Consider the following 21,284-nt stretch of genomic DNA (forward strand, 5'->3'; position numbering starts at 1 on the left):
CCTGCGCCGCGAGCGCGGTTCAGGCGGATGACTCCCGGCGTCGTCGAGTTCAGTTCGATCCGGCCTTGGGATTGGCCCGGTTTTCAGGGTCTCGTATTACGCTCGTCGGATTCTCCCGCGCCTAATTCGTCGGGGCCGCTCGGCTGCCGCGGCGCACCGCCTGGCTGGCGTCTTGGCGGCGGAGGCCGTGACCAATCGCGAGTTCCAGGCCGGTGACGGCGTGGTATTGGTCCGCGTCGGTGATCGCCGGGGCGAAGGTGACTCCGGTTGCCGCCGCGATCTCCACGATCGGCGTCATCATCGGGATGAACTCCCGCGCCACCGCGAACTCCTCGAATTGCACGTCGGACAGGTCCTGCTCGAGGACGAAGCCGTAGGCGCCGAGGCCCTGGTCTGCCCGGGTGACAATGACCTTCCAGAAACGCGAGGGAATCCTCACCAGGATCCTCGCCCCGCCGGGGCCCTTGCCTTGGAATATCTGGTCGTTCGCGTCGAGCACGGGGCCGGCGAAGACGCACAGCCGCTCGCTGGCCGCCTGCGCCAGGACCAGATTCTCCAGGTCGCCCCAGTTGTTCACGCCATTGACCGAGCGGTTGAAGTCACCCACTTGCGGCGAGCAGTTTGTCAGGTGGTACGTGTCGCCGTTGCCGCGCCGAAGTTCATCGTACGTGCGTCCCCAGGCAACGTCTTCGCGCCGCACAAGGTGTCCCTTGTCGAAGGCCTGCCGGTCCTTGTTGTAGAACACGTCGGGCAGCTGGAATTGTGCCTCGAGGCGGGGGTCCGGGAACCACTGCTCGATGTCATTCGGGCCGAGACCGGAAAGTCCCTTGCGGCTGTAATCGCGGCCTGGTTCTGGTTTCCGCAGCGCGGACTCCTTCGTCACGTTGCTCGCAGTCACCAGCGCAATCCGGCGGGCGGCGTGCATGCGGATCGAGAAGTTCTGGTACTTCAGCACATCCTCACCTGCGGTCGTTCTGGCGAGGACGTTGGGATCGGCCGCCGTCGGCATCGGCACGGAGGGCACCGTCGCGTCGGCCGACTCGTTGCGAAGGAAATCGGGGTCGTAGCCGGATCGCCCGGCGTAATCGGTTTCGTGCCAGGGCGAGCGCATCGTCTCCAGCCGTTGATCGGACGCCGCGACCGCGGTCACCACCGCACCGACGGCGTGTGTCTCGCCGATGGTCACGGTGATCTTCAGCGGAATTTCGATCTCGTACCGGCGCTCGGAGCGGGTACCCAGCGCCGCCACGTCCGTGGGGGTGGGGGCGGGCGCGGACTGTCCATCTCCGTTCGGGTCGGCGGATTCGAACGCATCCGCCCTGGCCCACCAATCCGGCCAGGCGGCGGCGTCGGCGCGCGCCGGACCGTCGAAGGTGACGCCGGCGTCGATCACCCGCGCGTCGCGCCCGAGCTCCGAGCTGGGCACGGCGTAGTTCTGCTCGCGGTAAACGCCACCGAAGTGGAGCCCAAGCACCTGGCCCGTCTGCAGGTCGATCAGTGCCGCGCCGGAGACTCCGCCGAGGGTGGAGCTGTCGTGCGTGGCCGCCCTCACGATCTTGCCGAAGCTCGCGGCGTTCATTGCCGAATGCAGCTCTCCAGGCAGCAGGCGCTTCACGCCATAGTTGTCCTGGAACAGATTGCTCTGCACGTCCGCGGGATTGCGCGGATCGAAGGATGGGTAGCCGACGAGGGCGATATCCCGGCCAGACAGGTCACGCGCGTCGGCCAACGCCAACGGCAGGCTCGGCAGGGTGTCGATCCCCTCGATTTCGAGCAGGGCCATGTCCCAGTAGGGGTGAATCATCACGACGCGCCGGGCCTTGAAGCTCGGGCCAGTCGGCCGATTCAGCTCGTGGGTCGGATTGAACGCCGCGGCGCCCGGCGTGAAGGTGATCCGCGTGCCGAGCCCGGTGGCGAAGAGTTCCGCCACGTGGCGGTTGGTCATGATCAACCCGCGGCCGACCACGAACCCGGTCCCGCCGTACGGCAATCGCGAGTTGGCTGGCAGATCGATGCGGCCGACCGATCTGCACGCCGCCTCGAGCCGGCTGCGAATCGCCGCGTCGTCGGAAAGCTGGGTCCACAGCGGATGCCCGCTCGTGAAGCTCCCATCGACGATGTCGATCGCGGGCCGGAGGTCCGCGTCGATGATCGCCTCGAGCATGTACCGCGAGTCGGCATCCGGTTCGCGGTTCAGCGCCAGCGTCTCCAGCGCCACGCGGACCGAGCCCATCCTCGATTCCGCGCCGGGGACACGGACCGATTCCAGGGGTTCGGCCGGCGGCCGCAGCGTGCCTGCCGCAACGAGCGCGCGCAGGCCCTCGATGCCGCCGTGCTTCCGTGCGATGAGTTCGACGTGTTTCTTGAGATCGTACTCGCGGTTCATGGTGGGTCCTTGGCTGCAGCCCGACGTGGGCGTTCGGTTCAGCGGGCGAGAATTTCCGGCGGCAGGCGGTTCACTTTGTAGAATCCGCCGTCGACCGGGATGGTGCCGGCGCTGATGACCGCGCCGGTGCGGCCATCGATCAACGTGTAGCTGACCACGACGCCCCCCATCGTGAAGAACGGCATCGTGCCCAAGAAGCTCCAGAGGTTCTTCCGCGTGTAGCATGTGCCGCCGGTCGTCGAGACGCGGGCGATCATGAGGTGGGCGGCGGCCTTCAGCTTGTTGCGCACTGCGTCCTGCTGGACCACGGTCACGACCGCGAACTTTCCCTTTTCGTCGGCCGTCGTGAGTTTCGTGAGGAAGGCGTCGTAGGAAGCCAGTGTGATTCTGGCCTGCTCGACGGCCGGCTTGAGCGTCGCCAGTGTCGCGGTCGCCTCCCTTTTTTCCTGCTCCGTGCCGTGCGCCGCCGCGTTGTTCAGTACTTCGAGCGACGCCACGGCGGCGTCGTATGCCTGCTGCAGCTCGATCCGCCGCTGCGCCAGTCCCTGCAGGTGGAGGAGGACCGGAGATGTCTGCAGCACGGCGGACGAGTTGTAGAGTGCAGGTACTTCCACCGTCATGGACTTGTTGCTGAGGGAGCCGGCCAGCGCGGAGAGCAGCAGGAGATCGTCGTTTGCGATCGCCACGCCCTGGACAGAATAGTCGGTCCGGAAGAATCCGAGAAGCTTGTCCACGGCCTCCAGCCCCGCGCCAATCACCGCGGGAGTGATGACCTCGGTGATCGACTTGCGGGGCGCCTCGGTGGTCGCCGCCGCTTTCAGTTTGGCGGCGGCGCGGGACACGGCGGCGTCGATGGCGTTGAACTGCGCGTCGAACGCGATCAGCGCCTGAAAATCGGGCAGATCGGAACTGCCAAACAGCACGATGGGCCCCCGGGCTTTGTCGCCCACGGTCGCGGCGATCTTCTCGGCGGCGATCGTGATCGCCCGCGATGCGAGCAACGCTGCCTCGATGGTGCCGGCCTTGTCGCCGACCTTGACCTCGCCTTTGTATTCGGCGGTCGGGACGGACAACGTGTTTTTCAGGATCGCCGCCTCGCTGTCGGAAAGCGCCCTCTGCTGGGCGGCGAGACTGGCTGCCTGGGTGGCTGCCGTGATCGCGGCCGCGGCAGGGTCAGGCGTCTGGGCCTTGGCCAGGTCCTTCTTCGCGGTGAGCAGGGTGGTCTCCGCCTTGATGGCTTCAGCTTGGGCGGTGCGGAGGGCGGCGAGGGCCTTGAAGTCCTCGGGGGTGGACGGATTGTCGAGGTTCGGGGTATCGGCCATGGCGAGACATGCTTGGAGTGCGAGGGCGGTCAGGAGCATCTCCGCGCGTGGCCGCCGCAGCGCGGGAACAAGCGCGGAGGATGGGGCAATACGTGCCGGTTTTCGGCCGGAGGACGCACGCCGAACGAACAGTGAGGCTCGGTATGCTGACATGCTGGTAAGGCGAACTGGGATCGTTGCCTGGTGGGGTAGACTGGTGCAGCAGGACGGGGCGAACGCGACAGTGTGCGGGAAATCGCTCCCAATTGGGAGGACCGAAACTACCGGAATTCCAGTAGTCCGCGGGCCCCCGACCCGCGGACGAGAGCGAGTCTCTGACGCCGTGCCTTGGGCTTTCGCGCTGGAGCTGTAGCATCAGGTCAACCGCCCGCCCGTTGGGGATCGAGTCGCCGGTACCCGCGTCGCGGGTGTAATCCAACCCCGCGCCGACGAGGCGCTTCGGCTCCCGTCGCTGGTGGAAACGAGGTGAAAAGAAGCGCGAGGAGAAAAAGGCAATTAACGCCGAAAAAAAGGTGTTTACTTGCGGGCGTTGATTCCGCAATTACGTCACCTCCTCACGGGCCAGTAGCTCAGTTGATAGAGCGCATCGTTCGCAACGATGAGGTCGTCGGTTTGATCCCGATCTGGTCCACCATCCTTCGCTCAACCGCCAGCGGTTGAGGCTACGGATGGCAGGCCATCTTTCAGAAGACGGACGCAGTATCGACTGCCCCGGCGAAGGATGCCCTCCGTAGGGTTGCCGAAGGAGGGCCAGACGTGCGACAACGGCAAAGTCGTGCACTACGTTTACATTCTCGAATCAGTAAGGGAGCCGTCCGAGAAATACGTGGGCCTGACCGACGATCTCCGTGCCCGGCTAAAGGACCACAACGCCGGTCGCTCGCCACACACCGCCAAGCATCGACCGTGGAATCTCGTATGCTACCACGCCTTCGCAGATGAGCGCCGGGCGGTCGCATTCGAGAGATATCTGAAGACCGGTTCCGGACACGAGTTTCGTCGGCGGCATTTCGGTGTTTAGCACCTCGCCGGATTGTTCGCACGATTTGTTTAGCGGGTCTCGGTTTGTGCTAAACGGACTTGTGGTCCACCATCCTTCGCTCAACCGCCAGCGGTTGAGGCTACGGATGGCAGGCCATCCTGGAATGCAGGATGAGCGCGCGGGGAAGGACGCGAAGGATGCGAATCTCCAGGTTCGTCAGGCCTGAGGCTATTCGAAGATCCTGAATTCGGCTTGGCCGTTCACCTTGCCAACCACGACTCCGCGCCGAACGACTCCGACCCAGGTCTCATTCCACTTCCGGTTGTAGATGTAGATTCTGCCTTCCTTGATCTCGCCTTCCAGTCTGACGACGCCCGCATTGGGATTCTTACTGTTGCTCTGCTCCAGGTAAAACCAGGGGCCTTCCGTGCGGGTGACGAAAAGCGTGCCGCCCTGTCCTCCCAGCGCGTTGGTTTCCCAACGCAGGGTCCTGCCGGTAATGAATGGTGCGGGCCCTGCCTCACGGTGGGCCGCTGGGAGTATCTGAAAGTTGGAGTGGGCGGTACCCGCCGAAAGGGTGCCAACGATCTTGTCGTGGAGCAGCTCGCCCTCCCACACCTCTTTCCACTGACCGACGTTCAAGAGGATGACCTTTCTTCCATTGTCGATTACGGCTCCAAACATCCTGACGGCGCCCACAGACCGATTGTGTTCATTGGTCTGCTCAATCTCGAAGAGCGCTCCGTCAACGGCCGTGACTTTCATCAACCCGCTCTGGCCACCTTCGATGGTCCAACGCAAGACCTCCCCCCTCCTGATCATGGGAATACCCTGGGCCGATGCGGATGCGATCAGCGCGATGACGAGGATGAGGGAGCCGAGGATTTTTTTCATAGGGTACCAATCAGAGGCGAAGGTGAGGTCGGGCGCGTCGGATAACGCGCCAGAGCTATCACACTGTCGGCATGAGTAGATACGTTGTCACCCCATTCTTACCAACAAGGAGATTTGATTCCCGCTGACCGCCGCGGTTGTCCGAGTTCGGCCCGCGGCATTTCGGCGCCTGGGATCCGTCGCCCCTCTGAGGGCATTTGAAGCCTAATGAGACGAAGGGGGCTTCGGTGTTGATCGGGCGTGTTCCGCGCGCGGGCCGTGCTCTGAACGCGGTCGCCAAATCGGCTCGCGAACGCCGTCCCCAGGGATCGATCGATCTCGACCGCGAGTGTCCGCTCCTTCGCCAGAAAAATGGTCAAAACGATCACACGGGCGCCTTCCTTGCGCGCTTGGATCGTTCCCGATGAATTCGCGAAATACGCGAAGGTCTCAAGGTCGCTGGCCAACAGAATCTGATCCTTCATGTCGTGACCTTTTGCCACCGTTCGAAGGGTGGCCGAAATAGACTGCCGATCCGCGTCTGTGGCGTCTGCGATCACGTATCCTCGCGGTAGGCCCCAAATACCGGCGTGCGCAACGGCGGCGAGAAATAGGAAAACGCCGACATAGCGCATCACACCTCGGACAGCTGACGATGAACTGCGGCTGCGCAGGGCGCGACTCGTGTGCGAGCCCGATGCCTGATGGATTCCGACGTGGTGCAGATTCGGCCCTCTCATCGCTGTGATTCATCGAACTCTGGGGCCCGCTTGAGACTCTTCAATGGACAAAACTTGGCGCTCCGGTGGTAGCGCGAGAGGTTCTCGGTTTTGGCGGAAATGATGGGGGCGGGTTCTTCTGGCTTCCCGAATTGATCGTTGCGCCGGTGGGGGGCGGGCGGAACATCGGCGGTTCCCACACCATGACGCCCCACGAGAAGGCTGTTAACGCGATCAATGCTCGCCTCGAGCGCCTCCAGGCCAACCTGGTCGAGGCCAAGGACGAGAACACCCAGCGGATGCTCTTCGAAGCGATCCTGGTCACCATCGCGCTCGCCGAGGGACTAAACGACTACATCGCCAAGGTGGGCGCCTACGCCCAGCGGCGGCACGCCACGGTGAAGGAGGCGCACACCGCGCTCATCGCCCAGCACAACACGCTGCTGGAGTCGGGCCGCGCGCTGCTCGAGCAGTACAAGGCCAATCCGGCCGACTCCTCCCTGCGCAAGGAGATCGACCTCGCGCAGCAGCGGATGGAGAGCATCCAGACCACGGTCCGCCGCGGCGCGAACGCCCTCCAGCGCGAACTGGCCCCTGGCATCGGACTCATCGATCCGCTCGCGGGCGAGCTCCGGCGCTTCGCCGAGGCCGACCAGCCCGAGACGCTGAAGCGGCTCATCCCCGACGTCATCGAACACGTGCGCGAGCTCTATTCCGCCCACCCGTTGCCCGCGAAGGGGCTCATCGATGCGGCGGATTGGGCCAAGGTGGTGGCGGCCGAGTTCGCCCAAGTGACCGAGTTTTACGACCTGTATGCGCGCGCCGGTTACCAGATCATCCTCGCGTTCGAGCTGCTCGCCCTGGCGCTCGCGGACGAGCCGCCGCAATCGGCGGAGGAGACCACGCGCCGGGCCAACGAAGCGTTGGTCGCGCGGCTCAAATCGACATCGGCGAGGCTTCACGGCGCACAAGAAAAGGACTGAAAGCTGAATGCTGAACGCTGAAGGGCTGAACCCGACTGACGGCACGTGCCTGGTGTCGAATGACGAATAGCAAACTAGAGACGGGCGTGCTTGCGGCACGCTGCACGCGGGCGCAGGGCGGTTTTGACTTCGCCTGCGCGGGCCTGTCCTCTCTCGGACATGGGGCTCTTCTCTCGCATCTTTGGCGGCGGGTATCGTCCGCCCGGTCGCCCGTCGGCCGACGCTGATCACCGGTCGGACGCCTGGCCCTTTGACCAGGCACCGGAAACGGCGGCCGTCACGACGCGGCAGGTGATGGAAGAGCGGCACGTCATCCAGGTCGTCATCCACTACGGGGATGATCACTCGTGGGCCTTCCTCTGCGGCACGACCGATGCCCAGGACGATGGCCGTGTGATGACGATGCAGACGCTCCTGGAGGTGGACGACACCCTGCGCTCGATTGCCGACCTGCCGCCGGGGTGGCGCGCGTGGCGGGAGAAGCGAGGCGACGCTTGGTTCAAGGAGCCTGATCCGGCCTTCGGCCAGCCCGACTGCGCAGACTCGGGCAACGCGTGATTTAGAAACCGCGCCGCAGTCGCCAGAACCCAACCGTTGGAGCTTAACCGTGATCCACGCGAACGGACGCGAAGATCCAAAGCCGTCCGCCTCGCCACGTGATTTCGTCGTGCGACCGGCCACTCGCGAAATGTCCATGCGCTGACCGTTCTCAGGGCAGGGGCATCGTTGTGGAGCTTCGCACAACCGCTTCGCCCTCCAACCTGCGCTGGCCACAGGTTTTCGCGGCTTTTCGCGCCTTTCGCGGTCCCCGTGTTATCCGCGATTCGCGGCTCAGTGCGCGAGTTCGGCTTCGGCTTCCTCGCGCGTCTCGCAGGTCGCGGTCGGGACTTTGCCCCGGTAATGCGTCAGCGAAAGCAGGTTGAACCCGATGTCCTTGTCGGGATCCGGGATCACCCGCACGACCTTGCCGATGCCGGCGGCCATGCAGACGTCCATCATCCGCGTGAGTTCGCCTACGCACTCGAGCTCCATGTGCTCGAGGTCGGCGAGATCGGTGAGCATCGTAAATCCCTGCCCAAGTTCGCCTAGCTGCGTCTTCATGTAGTCGACCTGCTTGCGCATGTCGGTCGGACGCACGACGCCGCGAAACGTGGCCCGGACGAGGTGGCGGGAGGGCTCCGTCGCGACCTGGAAGGGTGGTGGTTTGGCGCTGGGTTCTGACCTAGGCATCGCTTTCCAAGCAATCGGGACGGCGCGGCACGTCAATCCGGAGAACACGCGCAATCACATGGCTCGGCGGCGGCGCGGCCTCGCAGTGAAAGTGAGAGTGAGAGTGAAAGTGAGAGGGAGGAGCGCGCGGAGCAGATGTGGAAATGGAGTGTGGCTACTCGGCGTGGGGCGAACGATTGGGGAGGCGGATCGTCGGGGCGCGAAGTTTCGCGATATCTGGGGCCACGACGTCGAGTGCTCGGCCGCGAAACCTGTTCGTAACGGGCGCGGGGCAAACATGGCTGGTTTCTTGGCGCTGCATTTGCTACAGTGCCCACGAATCAGGGGTTCGAAACACCTCGTCCAACTCACACACCATGACCGCGATGAAGAAGAACAACGCCAAGACCAAGTCGCCTGCCCCAGCGACCCGTTCGACCAAGACTGCCAAGAAGAAGTCCGCCGGGATGGACCCGCAGACGATCGACTCTCTTACTGCCGCGCTGGCCCAGCCCGCCGCGTCGGAGGTGAAGACGGCCGCGCCTTCGGTGAAGGCCGTTCCGCCCGCTCCGGTGTTCACGAAGATCGTGGCGCGGATCGACGTCGGTTTCGGCAACGCGCTTTACGTGCGCGGCGACGGTCCCGGCCTGAGCTGGAATCAAGGCGTGCGCATGGAGTGCGTGTCGTCGGATCAGTGGGAACTGATCCTCGGTGAGTTCGCCCGGCCTATTTCGTTCAAGCTTCTGCTCAACGACATGACCTGGTGCACCGGGCCCGACAGCGTCGTGGCCTCCGGCAGCACCGTCACGCTCACGCCCGAATTCGCCTGAGCCTTTGGCTCGACGCCGGCCGCCCCAGGCGCGACCGGCGTCGTATTCCGCAGTTTTACCGAGCCGCTTCTGATGCGGTCGCGGGCTGGGGCGTTGCCTGCAAAGTACGCGGGGATCATCGCGTCGGGGGCGGCGGCGCAAGTGTCCTCACTTGGACCCCCAGATGATTCGATCACAGGGTGGAAACGTGGCGGGTGCCTCCCAACGGGGACGGGTTGGCTACGCCCGTGCTGGCGCGTTCGCCGTCTAGCGGGCGTTCGCTTCCGGATCCGGATTGAGCGCGAGGAGACGATTCCGCAGCAGCGTCAGGCCGTTCTCGCGGTCGGCGAGTTGCTCGGCGGTGACGACTTCGCAATGCATGCGCACGCGTGAAAACGGTTTTGGCAGGCAGAACTTGTCCCAGCTCCGCAGGCGCCACACGCCGGTGAACTCGCAGCCAAACACGAGCAGCGGCGCGCCTGTCCTCCGCGGCACGATAACGGCGCCGGGCTTCACGTCGTACATGGGCCCGCGCGGGCCATCGGGCGTGATGCCGATGTCGTAGCCCGCGCGCTGCGCCGCGAGGAGGGCGGTGGCGGCCTCGCGTCCGAGCCGGCTGCTGGAGCCGCGCGCGGCGCGCATACCGACCAGCGAGAAAAAGGCCGTGAGCCAGGCGCCGTCGCCGCTGGCGCTGATTAGGGCCACCAGGGGGCGCTTACCGCGGTAGCGGCGATAGATCTCGGGCGCGAGGAACAGCCGGTTGTGCCAAAGGATGAACGCGATCGGCACGTCGCGCTTCGTGATCGCGCGCCTGGCGTCTTCGTCGATTTCGAACCGCAGCGTGCGGCCCCAGAGCTGGAGCAGCATCGCCAACGGCCACAGCACGAGCCGCCGCCACCCGGAGATCTCGTGAACCACGGAATCGGGCTTGGCGGGAGGCGGCGGCACAGCGGCGGAGTCTGTCTCGGGCGAATTCAAGTGGCGCTTTGTCCCACGAAAGCGGGGCTGCCGCCAAGCCAGAAGCCGGAGGCCAGAGACCAGAAGCCGGAGGCAAAGCCGGGGACGGACCTGTCGCGGTTCGGACCCTGCAACGTTCAAACCTGCGACTTTCCAACCCTGAGTCCGGGCGCGGTTGGCGTTTTGGCGCGGGAGGGGTTCGTTCGCGGGGTGATGGTTCCGTGTCCCCACCTGCCTCCCGCGCGGCCGGGTCTCGACTGGCGGCGGCTGCATGCGTTTCGCGCCGCCGAGCGGCGCGGGGAATTCTACTTCGCCTGCCTTGAGTACGCGCAGGCGTTGTGGGAACGCCGGCTGGCGGCGCGGGCGCTGCTCTGTCTCGATCGCGCCTTCGGCGCCGACCTGACTGGCGAAGAACCGGTGCTGCGGTCGTGGCCGCTCCCGTATGCGGCGCTCGCGTGGATGCTCCGCGCCACGCCGCCGGATGTCTTTCTCGGCAACCCGCGCGTCCACTTTCAGCACTTCGCCGGCCGGATGAACGAACCGCGCCGCGAACAGCGCCGCGCGCGCGCGTGGGCCTGCTGGGCGATTGTGCGACGGCTCCGTCCCAATCTCGGAGGTGATCCTCACCACCGGATCGAGGAGCCGGCCGCCGACTGGATCGAAAAGCGCCTCGCGCAGCACGGTCATCCGGGCGAGGTCACGCTCTGGCGTTCCGTGTTGCTCCACCCGGCGGAGCCGGATGGAGCGCGGAACTAACCGAGTGAAGTCCTAGGAGGTAAGAACCTCCCAGAGCGAAGCTCGGAGCATTGATAGCTCTTTCTTGTCGGCGGCGCCTGTGGCGCCGGGGACTTCGTGGTTACCGAGTAACCCGATCGTGTGTTTTGTCACTGCGCGGGCAGGAATACTCCCGCGGGCGCCGAATGACGATGCTTATATCCGGCGACGCGCCTTCGGAGTGAAAGTGAGAGTGAGGGTGAAAGTAGGGAGCCACTGACTGGCTGACCCTCAATCCCTCAATCCCTCAATCCCTTGCTCCCTCATTCCCTTACTCCCTCGTCCCGGCGTTCACGCCGGGCGCAGCACGCGCGCGAGTGTCTCCATGCCGCGGGCGATCTGCACCTCTGACGGTGCGGCGAAGCCGAGCAGGAGGCCCGGGCGAGCCGGGCCCTGTAGGTAGAACGGCGAGAGCGCGGTGACGTTGATTCCCGCCTCGGCTGCGCGGCGTTGCACGCGCACGTCGTCGGCGCTGGCGGGCAGGAAGCCGACCGCGTGGATACCCGCCTCGGTCGGCTGCAGATTCAACTTCGTGCCCAGGTGTCGCCGCGCCGCGGCAAAGAGCGCGTCTCGGCCCTCTCGATACCGATTGCGCATGCGGCGCAGGTGCCGCTCGAAGTGGCCCTCGGCAATGAAATCGGCCAGCACTGCCTGCTCGATGGGCGAGGTGTACCGGTCGACCGCTTCGCGCAGCGCGGCGAAGGGCGCAACGAGCGCCGTCGGCAGGACGACGTAGCCGAGCCGCAGACCGGGGAACAGAAGCTTGTTGAAACTCCCGGCGTAGATCACGCGGTTGGCACGGTCGTTCTCCTGCAAGGCGCCGAGCGGGCGCACGTCGTAGCGAAACGCGCCGTCGTAGTCGTCCTCGAACACGTACGTGCCGCGGTCGCGCGCGAGTGCGAGCAACGCGAGTCGGCGTTCGAGGGAGAGGGTTGCGCCGAGCGGAAACTGGTGCGCCGGCGTCACGTAGATCATCGCCGGTGCGGGCGGTTGGCGGCGTCCGCCGGGAACCACCATGCCCGCGGCGTCCACCGGGATCGGCACCACGTGGGCGCCGGCACGGCGCAGCAGCCGGGCGGCACCGGGGTAGCCTGGATTCTCCATCCACGCGTGGTCGCCCGGGCGCAGGAGCAGGCGGAGGATGAAGTCGAAGGCCTGCTGCGTGCCGGAGACGACGGCGATCCGATCGACGTCGCAAACCACCGAGCGGGTTGCCGCCAGGTGTTCAGCGATGGCGGCGCGGAGCGGACGGTAGCCGAGGGGATCGCCGGCGGTCAGCAGCGCGGTGCGGCCCAGGCGCAGCCGCCGGCTTGTCAGCTGGGCCCAGATCGCGAGCGGGAAGGCGTCGAGACTCGGACGATAAATGTCGAACGCGGCGGGGGCGGGACTCGCCGGCGACGTCGCAGCCGTTGCGGACGCCGAGCGCGAGCGGCTGGTGGCGATGGCGGCCGGCGCATTGTGGGATGCCCGGCTGCCCGGCCCGATCGCGCGTTGGGGGCGGGCGGGAGCGGCGTCGATGAACGGGTCGGGCAGCGCGGCGGCGACCACGGTACCGGAGCCGTGGCGGGTCACGAGGTAGCCCTCGGCGCGCAGTTGCGCGAAGACGCCGACGACGGTGGCGCGGGCCAGACCCTGCTGCCGGGCGAGGTCGCGCGAGGACGGTAGCCGCGCGCCAGGTGCGAGGCGTCCGCCGACGATCGCGCGACGCAACTCGCCGTGCAGCCAGCGGTGCAGCGGCTGGTGGCGCGGGCGCGGGGCGAGTGGGAAGTCCTGGAAGCGCGGGAGGCGGGGCATGGAAAAGTGGTCTGGTGAAGATCCTTCAAGTGGACCAAAGCACAAGGCCACCTCGTGCGAAAGTGGGGCATGCATCGCACCGACCTTCTGCTGCTCCTGGGCCTCGCGGCCACGTGGGGCGCTTCGTACCTGTTCCTGCAACTGGGGGCCGGCGAGTTTGGGCCGCTGGCGCTGGCGGGGGTGCGTGCGGCAGGCGCGGCGCTGGTGCTGCTGCCCGGCGTGGTTCGCCGGGAGGCGCGGGCGGCGCTGCGCGGGCACCTTTGCCCGGTGGCGCTCCTTGGCGTGATCAACAGCGCGCTGCCGTATGTGCTCTTTGCGTACGCGTCGCTGACGCTGTCCGCGGGGTTGACCGCGCTGTTCGTGGCGCTGACGCCGCTGGCGACGGCTGCATTCGGCGCCTGGTGGGGCGAGGAACGGCTGACCCGCGGCCGGTTTGCGGGCATGGCGCTGGGGGTGGCTGGAGTGGCGTGGCTCGCGAGCGGGAAACTCGGGGTGAAGCCGGGGGCGACGGGAGTGCCGGCGCTCGCGATCGCGGCCTGTGTCGTCGGCACGGCGCTGTATGGGTTTTCGACGGTGTATGCGCGGCGTCGATTGCGGGCGATAGCGCCGCTGACAGTCGCGGCGGGGAGCCAGCTGGCCGCGGCGGCGGTACTCGCGCCCGCGGCGGTGTGGGCCTGGCCGGACGTGGTCCCGGGAGCGGGGGCGTGGGCGGCGGCCGCGGGGCTGACCGTGCTGTGCACGGCGCTGGCGTACCTCGTCTTCTTCCGGCTGATCCAGCGGGTGGGGCCGGCGCGGACGAGCGTGGTGACGCTCCTGATTCCGGCGTTTGGGCTCGGCTGGGGCGTGTTGTTCCTGGGCGAGCGGGTGAGCGTTGGGTTGCTCGGAGGGTGCGGCTTGATCCTGTTCGGAACAGCCCTGGTGACCGGCAGGCTGCGCTGGCTCGGGCGGGGTGCGGCGGTGGCGCGGACTGCGGTGGCGGCGGGAGGGCTGGAACAGGCTCGGCGTAGCGCGCGGGAGGCGGAGTGTCGCTGACGTTGGCGTGCGTCTGCCGGAGAGCGGCGTCGCGCATAAAGGAATCGAAATGCGGATGCAGGGGACCGTCCGCACAATCGTTCTCGTTCTCTCGGACCGCGCGACGTCGCACACCGGGCCGGGCGCTGCCGCCGCACCGGGCGGTCGCGGCCCAACGCGCTCGGGCTAGGCACCGTCACTTTTCACGACGGACACCTCGCCGTTGCGCTCGAGGGTCGCGCGGCGGACCTTGGCGGGCGAGTCGACGCCCTTGAGGCGAAGGTCCTCGTCGAGGTCCTCGCGGCTGAGATCGTGCCGGTCGAGCATCGCGGGCTGCACGTTGCCCTCGTCGATCAGCACGGCGGAGTGACCCTTGAGGAGGTTGCCGACGAAGGCCGAGCGAACGGCGAGCCAGCTCACGCCCCGATGGAGCAGGACGAGCATGAAGCCGACGGCGAGGGTGGGAAAGAAGGCGGCGCTGCCGTTGATGGCGCGGGAGAGACTGGAGGCGATGATGAGGGTGAGCAGGACATCGAGCGCGTTGCGGCGGGCGAAGAAGCGCTTGTGCGCGAGCCGGAGCATAATGAGCGCGGCGATGGAGACGACGATGGCCCGGGCGGCCATCTGGTACGTCTTCAGGTCCTCGGGGTTGGCATCCAGACCGAGCAAGGTGTTCAGGAAGTCGGTGAGGGTATCCATGGTGCCAGCGGCACGGACCGGGGCGGTCGGGGCGGGTTCGACCGGCGCGGCGCCTACCGGGCGCCGTCGCCGGGGCGATATCCTGCTGCCGTGGGGAGAGTTGGCCGGGAGGTCGAGGGGGCGTCGCCGGCTGCGTGGGCGAGAGTGCGCGGCGGGGATCGGTGCTGGGATTGGACCCACCGGACGCAGGCAGGCGGTGGGGGCCGATTGGGGGCTACGGGCGGAGGCGCAAGCGGGCGGCGGGAGCGGAAATGGGCCGGAAAAGGCGCCGTTTGGGTCGGCCAACGAAACCCTTGACGGGTAACCGGCTCCCCGTAACGTCCGCATTCCACGTCGATCGCCGGGTCAGAAATGACCGCGTGGCCGACGTCTTCAAAGGCACGCCAGGGTAGCTCAGTGGTAGAGCAGAGGACTCATAAGCCTTTGGTCGCCGGTTCAATCCCGGCCCCTGGCACCAGCCTTCCTAGAGGGAAAACTCGCTTGGGGCATTACCCCTGCCAAGAAGTTCTTGGCAGTCTGTTGGAGGAATCAGTGTTCCGTTCATATGCCCAAGGGTGGGCAGACCGAAGGAACCACCCAAGATCACCAAGAAAACCCTCCCAAACGGCGTGGAGCGGTTTCTTGTGCGCTGGGTGGTCATGGGCCAAGACCGACGCAAGGTCGTGGCTTCCGTGGAGGAGGCACAACTGGTCGCGAAGCAATGGGTGGATGACGGCAAGCAGGAATTGCGGGTCCTTCAAACCCGTTTGACGGCTGATGAACTTGGCGGCGCCGAAGCTATGCAGCGTGTCCTACGCACCGTTCTGCGAATCGACTTTGAGACGGCAACCGCTTGGCTCTTGGCGAACTACAAACGGCCAGCGACGATCGAATGGACGAAAGCGATCCCTGAATACGAGACCGATCGCAGGAAAGTGGGGATCACCGAATCGCAAATCAGCAACGTGGTGAAGGCAGCAAAAAGGTTTGCTGCCTTTGTCGGACGTCCTCTCGTGGGAAGCCCCACTCGCGTCGAAGTCGAAGGCCTGCTCAACACTTTGTCGGATGACGTGGGCCCGTCGACTTACAACGGTCTGCTGAGCGATGTGTCCGCCTTTCTCGGCTGGTTGGTGACCAAAGGATACCTGCCAGAAAACCCGGCTGAGGGAATGGAGCGGCGGAAAGTGAAGCGTGGAAAACCGCCAGTGCTGCAACCCGCCGCGGTCCAGTCACTGCTTCGCGATTTGGAGGTCAACGCACCGGAATGGGTCCCCTACGCCGCCTGCTGCGTCTTCGGTGCACTCCGCCCAGGCATGCGCGAGGGCGAGGCCAACCGACTCGATGCGGACCTCCGTGCCGGCAAAACCGTGCTTCATCCTGGCGGAATTGAGATCCATGGAAAGGCGCACGGGGACCGCATCCTTCCTTGGAAGCTCTGCGGGCCACTCAAGGAGTGGCTGGACGCATACCCGGCGAACGATGGATTGTGGCCAGCAGAAACGCCTCGCATCGCAGATCGGGAATGGAGCGAAGTCCGGGCAAAGCACATATTCCCCTGTGCCGACGTGCTGCGGCATACGGCGATTTCCGCCATGTGCTACGCTCCGGGCGCGTCGCCTGCAAAGGTTGCCATCGGGGCCGGCACGAGCGAGTCGAGGATTCGTACCAATTACTTGGGCCGCTGGTCCGAGGAGCTGACGAAAGCACTCTGGGACTTGAAGCCCGTACGTCAGAACACTTTGTCCGCGAAGACACGCGACCAAGCGGCGTAACCAACGGCCCTTCTCGCGTCGTAGCCGTCCGGCTATGCCACTAACCACGCGCCACGCGGCTTTGACATGGACCATGGAGCAGGTATCTGCGCAGGGGTTGTTCAGATCAGAGCTGATGTTGCGTTCGATCTCAATTGGATGGCCTCGTTGGCTACCGCACGATCCGTACAGGCGGAATCCGCTTGCCGGCGGGAGCGGTGCCGCAGCGGAAGTCATCACATTTTCTGCCGCGGAAAATGTCGGTATACCCGTCCTGCGGCGTGCGGCGCGCTCGGATTGGAAACCGCTCCTTCTAGTCGCGGCTTTGACCCAGTGCGAACTCGTGCTTGGATCGGCTTTGCCGAACGAGGGCGTGCATTGCGGCGAGGCATTGAATCTGCGGCGCTCCCGCCCCAGTGTCCCGAACTCCAGATGGATATCCCGCCTATCGAGTCGCCCGCCAATCAACAAGCCCACGACAAGTTTCGCGGGTATGGATATCAATGCTGGCTCACCGTCGATGCTTGGCTTGAGCTGAAGCCGAACGATCTACTTTTTGCCGAACGGGCAGAGGATTTCGTAACATTTTCGGATCAGCAGGCGCAGGTAGCCCAAGTCAAGGCCCTCACGGGCGAAATCACCTTGCGCAGTGAAAGCGTCGCCGAAGCTATCAACCATCTGTGGGCATTTCAAAAACTGAGTCCCGCGACCGATATCCGGTTCAGTTTTCTGACGACGGCCGGCGTGACGACCGAAAAAGGCGACCCATTCGATGGCGTAACAGGGCTTTCGCTGTGGAAGACCGCGGCCGCGACGGGCAACCTTGCCAAGGTCGAGGCGTTGCGAGCGTTTCTAGCAGCCGACGAATCCGTCGGCAAAAATCTGGATCAGGATGTCCGGGACTATTTGAAATCGGCGACGCCAGCCGACTTCCTGGCAAAAATCGTTCGTGCGCTCGTCTGGGAAACAGGCCGCGATGACGATTCCGGCGTTCGCGCCACGGTCGAGAGCCGGCTCGCGGTCCTCGCCGAGCGGCATTTTGGCGCCACGCCGGCACACGGGCGCAATCTTGCCGCCACCTTGTTCGCCGACGTCTATGCGGTCGCCTCAGCCAAGGAAAAAGTTGCCCTGACGGCTGCGGGACTGCTCGCGGCCACCCAGCGCCATCTCGTGCCGGACGTGCTTACGGCCTTGTCAGCGCGTCGGCAGGAATTACTCGGCGGAGTCTTCGCCGGCGCGACCGGTGTCACGCCAAACTGGTTTTTCTCCGACACAGTACCGCCGATTGAACCGGGCGCGGACTTTTCCCGGCGCGAGTCGGCTGTGGCCGATCTGCAAAAGGCCGTCGGCGTCGCGGCGTTCATCGTGATCGTAGGCTCGTCCGGCATGGGCAAGAGCACTCTGGCGCAACTTTTTGCCGCAGCTACTGGCGGCAACTGGCTTCTTTTCAGGGCGAGCGAGGAATCGTTCCGCACATTTCGCGGGGTCCAGGAATGCATCTCACTCATCGCTCAACAGCCGCCGCCCTTCGGTTTGCTGATCGATGACTTGCCGTGGGAGCGCTTGGACGCCGGAGCGATGAATCTCATGCGCGGCCTCGCGCTTATGGCCCGCCGACGCGGCGCGCGTCTCGTCTTTACCAATCAGCGGCCGCCCAGTGCGGTGGAACTGGCCTCTGCCGGACTGAGCGAGGCCGTCGTGGTGAAGGCGCCACCGCTCATCGACGCCGAGATCGTGGAAATCACTACTCGGATGGGCTGCGCCGATCAAAAGATCGCCGAACGCTGGGCTCCGATGGTAGCCGCGCAAACTTCCGGGCACCCCCAGCTCGTCCATGCGCAACTGATCGCATTGCGCGAGAGGGGTTGGCCTGATGTTTCCGTGGATGAATTCTCCGCCGCGAGTGCGGCCGTGCAGGAGGCGCGAGACAGGAAACAGATCCTGCTCGCAAACCTGGGGGTTGACGAAACTGAACTGCTCACGCGACTCAGCGTATTGTTTGGACCTTTCCGTCGCGATCACGCTCTGGCACTCGGTCAGCAACTCGAACGCATCGTCAAGGCGACCGCCGCTTTCGAACGACTGCACGGGCCTTGGATCGAACGGGCGTCGTCGGAGCGTTTTCAGCTCTCGCCCTTGATCGGCCCCTCCTTGCTCGTGGGGCTCACGCCCGAGCGCACGAAAGCCATGCGGATTGCCGCGGTCGAGGCGGTTGTCTCCTGCAAGCCGTTTGAGGCCATCGATGCCGTCCACGCGATGCTTAATGTCGTCCTCAGTCAGGCCACGGACTATGCGACTCCTCTCCTCATGCAATTCATGTGGGTGCCCAAAGAGCACTCCGCCGGGCTACACGCCCTTCTCTCGTGGGCTCCGTTCATGTTCACGGACGGCCAGCCGGTGTTTCCGGGCTGGCCGGCGGTCGATTTTCTTTTCCGGGTGCTACAGTTTGAAGTCGCGGCCGATACGCTGCCCGCCCAATGCGAACATTTCCTCGGGCTCTGCGATCAAATCATCGCGGCGGAAAGGGATTCCGAATCAGCGGATTCGTTGCGCGCAATTCTTGCGTTCAGCCTGGTGAAGGCTGAGGGCGCCCCCGTCCCGTTCCGCCGGCTCCTTTGGTGCATCGACGTGCTGCGGCACGTGACCGCTCAGATGAACAAGGAAGGCGCAAACCTCCCGAGTAAATTGCTGCCTGACATTTTCCATGCCGAAAGCGCCGAGGATGAAGCGGAGGTTTTCGTTGTGCTCGGGATTTTCATGCGGGCAGGCAGGCTCTCAGAGCTGAGGCAATTGCTCGAAACTTTGGAGCACGCGAGCGACGAAGATCGCAGCCGCTACTTAAGGGCGCTCTGCCGCTTCAAGCCGTCCGTGCTGATGGCGTTCGACCGAGTGTGGCTCGCCGAGGAGAAAAAACCGATTCGGTCGTGGGATGCGACCCTCGCATTGTTTCACGATTTCCTCAATGCCGCGGTGCAATGGGGGAACGAGCTGTTTGCCGCCTGCGCGGCACGTGGCATTTCGGTAATCGAGAATGAATACCTGAACCGCCCCGAAGAGGCGGCGCACGTGCTTGATCGCTTGGCGCCCGCCGATCCCGAAGTGGCTGCGATCATCTCGGAACAACGCGGCAAAATCGCGTTCCTGGCGAAGCGCTATCCCGAGGCTCAGAGACACTTCGAGGCATCACTATCCAATAATCCGTGGCGCGGGCTCACCCTGAGCGGTGTTGTTAACTGCTATCAAAACGCCGGCACGGCGGCCGGTCATGCCGGCGACTGGGCGGCATCAGCGGCGCATTTTTTGGCCGGGAGCGAACTCGCCGCCGAGGACGAAGATGAGGTTCGCGCGTTCGCAATGCTCGCGGACTCTGCTTTTGCTCTGTGGCAAACGGGACAGCATGATACAGCTGTCGAGCGGCTGGGGTTGGCGCTCGAACGCGCACCCCAATTGCCCGATCCTCGTTCGAGCCTTGGCGCACTGCGCGCTCTGAAGGCTTTCGGTCACATGCTGAATCAACTGGCTTGGGCTGGTCGGGGTCGCGCGGCCGATGTAGACCATGCACCCTTAGTCGCAGGATTTTGCAGCGATCCGCGGGCCGACGAGCGGTTGCGCGAACTTCCGCCGCCCAACGTCGCTTATTTTTGGATGCTCTACTTGTGGCTCGAACTCGACCACTTGCCCGCGCTTCCGCGCTACGCGAACAAATGGGCCGAATTGAGGCAGGTCCGGCTGCCATCGCTCCAATATTTCTTATTGGAGCTTGAAACCCGGCGCCGCCTCAAAGCCGCCGACTACGCAACCTTGCTACCCTTGGCGCTGGAGACTGCGGCGACCCTGGCGGCGCTTCATGCCTTGAAGATCGAGGACCCCAGTCAGTTCGTCACCCCTGTCGCCGATTTGCCTCCGCAGCCGTATGAGCTGCTGGCACCGTTTCCCATTCCCATTCTACTGCTCAGCACTCTGACATTTGCCGCCTTGTCGTCTCACCCAGTTGGGCCGGTTCTTGAGGCCTGGAGGGCCGCAGCTGCTGGCACGCCCCTGCAAAACGAATTAACGAACCTGCTTGATGGACTCGCGGGCGCCTTTGCAGCGCCTATCGACGACTCCACGGCGGCCGCGGCCTCGGAAGCAGATGACTGGGTGCGTTGGGCGCACGCGCTGCGCGTCGTGACGGAACTTCCGGTGGCTCCCAATCCGCTGCTCGTCGTCACAATCTTCTTCTCGTTTTCGCGCTGGCCGGTGCGGTCGTTCGGCTGGTTCGTGGACACCATGGCCCTCCTTGATCGCAAGATTTCCGCGCAGTGGGTGCGGGCTTGCGAGCAGCGTTTCGCATTCAGCAACCCAACTCTCTTTGTGCCGGAAATAAGGGGCCTGGCCACCGATCCAGAAGGCACGGTTGCACATATCGCCAAAATCGCGGTCGCCGCCGTTCCTTCGCTTCATGTGAACGTGGGCAAAGGTTTGCTCGACGCGGTGCGTCAGGTCGCAACCTCCTGACTCTTTTATTCAGCCTTCGTTTGTGGCCAGCCACTGCCGCATTATGTCCGGCTAATGACGATCGGTGCCTTGTAGGCTAAAGGTGCGGACGGTTTTCAAAATCAATCGGCATTGGTCAGTTGGCACGCGGCAACGCCGGCTGCATTTCCGGAGGGAGCCTCGCAATGCATCGTTTTGTGATTCGGTTGAGGCTCTCTTGGATGAACGGGAGCCTGTTCTCGATTTTGCAGAGAGAGTCCAGGTGTTGCCCGAAATGAAATTTCTGGGTTCGAGGTGAGGAGTCATCTTCCTTCGCGTGCCTTATCGCACGGAGGAGTGTCGTCGACCCAGCCCGCACACGTTCGACCATTTTTTCGAATTCTCCGATGCTGAGGAAGAACACGTTCTCCAGAGGGAGCGGCAGCCTCGTCCCGAATTCCCGCGTTAAGTTTGAAGTAAGGCTCTCACCGAGCGTATTCGCGAGGTGGCTGCTGCATCGTAAGCGTTCAATTTGGACGGCTGATGTATATCCAACATGCTATATATCAATAGCATATATT

General features: G+C 64.7%; 15 protein-coding genes and 2 tRNA genes. 10 read left to right on the top strand and 7 right to left on the bottom strand.

The features are described from left to right. Positions 1–121: 121 nt before the first annotated feature. Complete coding sequence (locus tag DB354_RS00310) at positions 122–2,386, bottom strand: DNA/RNA non-specific endonuclease (protein WP_158277292.1); 2,265 nt, start codon at positions 2,384–2,386, stop codon at positions 122–124. 38 nt (positions 2,387–2,424) lie between these two features. Further along, a complete protein-coding gene (locus DB354_RS22145) occupies positions 2,425–3,708 on the bottom strand; it encodes a hypothetical protein (protein ID WP_158277293.1) in 1,284 nt (427 codons plus the stop codon). A gap of 558 nt (positions 3,709–4,266) precedes the next feature. On the opposite strand from DB354_RS22145, the gene DB354_RS00315 reads away from it, so the two are divergent. Both DB354_RS00315 and DB354_RS22960 read left to right on the top strand, forming a co-directional pair. After that, positions 4,267–4,342 (top strand) — tRNA-Ala (locus DB354_RS00315). 141 nt (positions 4,343–4,483) lie between these two features. Further along, entirely contained in the window at positions 4,484–4,729 is a 246-nt protein-coding gene (locus tag DB354_RS22960; RefSeq protein ID WP_107833452.1) for a GIY-YIG nuclease family protein, read from the top strand. A gap of 189 nt (positions 4,730–4,918) precedes the next feature. Here DB354_RS22960 and DB354_RS00325 read toward each other — a convergent pair whose 3' ends face one another. Further along, positions 4,919–5,584, bottom strand: a complete 666-nt coding sequence (locus tag DB354_RS00325) for a hypothetical protein (RefSeq protein ID WP_107833435.1) — start codon at positions 5,582–5,584, stop codon at positions 4,919–4,921. 901 nt (positions 5,585–6,485) lie between these two features. Here DB354_RS00325 and DB354_RS00335 point away from each other — a divergent pair. Together DB354_RS00335 and DB354_RS00340 are read left to right on the top strand one after the other, a co-directional pair. After that, entirely contained in the window at positions 6,486–7,265 is a 780-nt protein-coding gene (locus tag DB354_RS00335) for a hypothetical protein (protein ID WP_146180041.1), read from the top strand. Between the two features lie 159 nt (positions 7,266–7,424). Further along, positions 7,425–7,823, top strand: a complete 399-nt coding sequence (locus tag DB354_RS00340; RefSeq protein ID WP_107833438.1) for a hypothetical protein — start codon at positions 7,425–7,427, stop codon at positions 7,821–7,823. Positions 7,824–8,096: 273 nt separating this feature from the next. Here DB354_RS00340 and DB354_RS00345 read toward each other — a convergent pair whose 3' ends face one another. Continuing rightward, positions 8,097–8,495 carry a hypothetical protein gene (locus DB354_RS00345; protein WP_146180042.1) on the bottom strand — a complete coding sequence of 133 codons (399 nt, stop codon included), beginning with the start codon at positions 8,493–8,495 and terminating at the stop codon, positions 8,097–8,099. 365 nt (positions 8,496–8,860) lie between these two features. On the opposite strand from DB354_RS00345, the gene DB354_RS00350 reads away from it, so the two are divergent. After that, a complete protein-coding gene (locus DB354_RS00350; RefSeq protein WP_146180043.1) occupies positions 8,861–9,304 on the top strand; it encodes a hypothetical protein in 444 nt (147 codons plus the stop codon). 246 nt (positions 9,305–9,550) lie between these two features. Here the strand turns inward: DB354_RS00350 and DB354_RS00355 are convergent, their stop codons facing one another. Further along, complete coding sequence (locus DB354_RS00355; RefSeq protein ID WP_158277294.1) at positions 9,551–10,201, bottom strand: lysophospholipid acyltransferase family protein; 651 nt, start codon at positions 10,199–10,201, stop codon at positions 9,551–9,553. Between the two features lie 252 nt (positions 10,202–10,453). Here DB354_RS00355 and DB354_RS00360 point away from each other — a divergent pair, with 252 nt between their 5' ends. Continuing rightward, positions 10,454–10,996 (top strand): hypothetical protein, encoded by a 543-nt coding sequence (locus tag DB354_RS00360; protein ID WP_107833442.1) that lies wholly within the window; start codon positions 10,454–10,456, stop codon positions 10,994–10,996. 309 nt (positions 10,997–11,305) lie between these two features. Here the strand turns inward: DB354_RS00360 and DB354_RS00365 are convergent, their stop codons facing one another. Continuing rightward, entirely contained in the window at positions 11,306–12,808 is a 1,503-nt protein-coding gene (locus tag DB354_RS00365; RefSeq protein WP_158277295.1) for a PLP-dependent aminotransferase family protein, read from the bottom strand. A 69-nt stretch (positions 12,809–12,877) separates the two neighbouring features. Between DB354_RS00365 and DB354_RS00370 the strand changes: the two genes are divergently transcribed. Further along, positions 12,878–13,840, top strand: a complete 963-nt coding sequence (locus DB354_RS00370) for a DMT family transporter (protein WP_107833444.1) — start codon at positions 12,878–12,880, stop codon at positions 13,838–13,840. A 165-nt stretch (positions 13,841–14,005) separates the two neighbouring features. Here DB354_RS00370 and DB354_RS22150 read toward each other — a convergent pair whose 3' ends face one another. Continuing rightward, positions 14,006–14,518, bottom strand: a complete 513-nt coding sequence (locus tag DB354_RS22150; RefSeq protein WP_158277296.1) for a YetF domain-containing protein — start codon at positions 14,516–14,518, stop codon at positions 14,006–14,008. A 382-nt stretch (positions 14,519–14,900) separates the two neighbouring features. On the opposite strand from DB354_RS22150, the gene DB354_RS00380 reads away from it, so the two are divergent. The 3 genes from DB354_RS00380 (at position 14,901) to DB354_RS00390 (ending at position 20,745) form a co-directional block, all read left to right on the top strand. Continuing rightward, positions 14,901–14,975: transfer RNA gene (locus DB354_RS00380), tRNA-Met, on the top strand. 97 nt (positions 14,976–15,072) lie between these two features. Next, positions 15,073–16,269, top strand: coding sequence for a hypothetical protein (locus DB354_RS00385; RefSeq protein WP_158277297.1), 1,197 nt, complete (start codon positions 15,073–15,075; stop codon positions 16,267–16,269). Between the two features lie 411 nt (positions 16,270–16,680). Beyond that, positions 16,681–20,745 (top strand): hypothetical protein, encoded by a 4,065-nt coding sequence (locus DB354_RS00390; RefSeq protein ID WP_107833447.1) that lies wholly within the window; start codon positions 16,681–16,683, stop codon positions 20,743–20,745. The last annotated feature ends 539 nt before the right edge of the window (positions 20,746–21,284 follow it).

Origin of the sequence: Opitutus sp. ER46 (assembly GCF_003054705.1) — a bacterium.
GTDB lineage: Bacteria > Verrucomicrobiota > Verrucomicrobiia > Opitutales > Opitutaceae > ER46.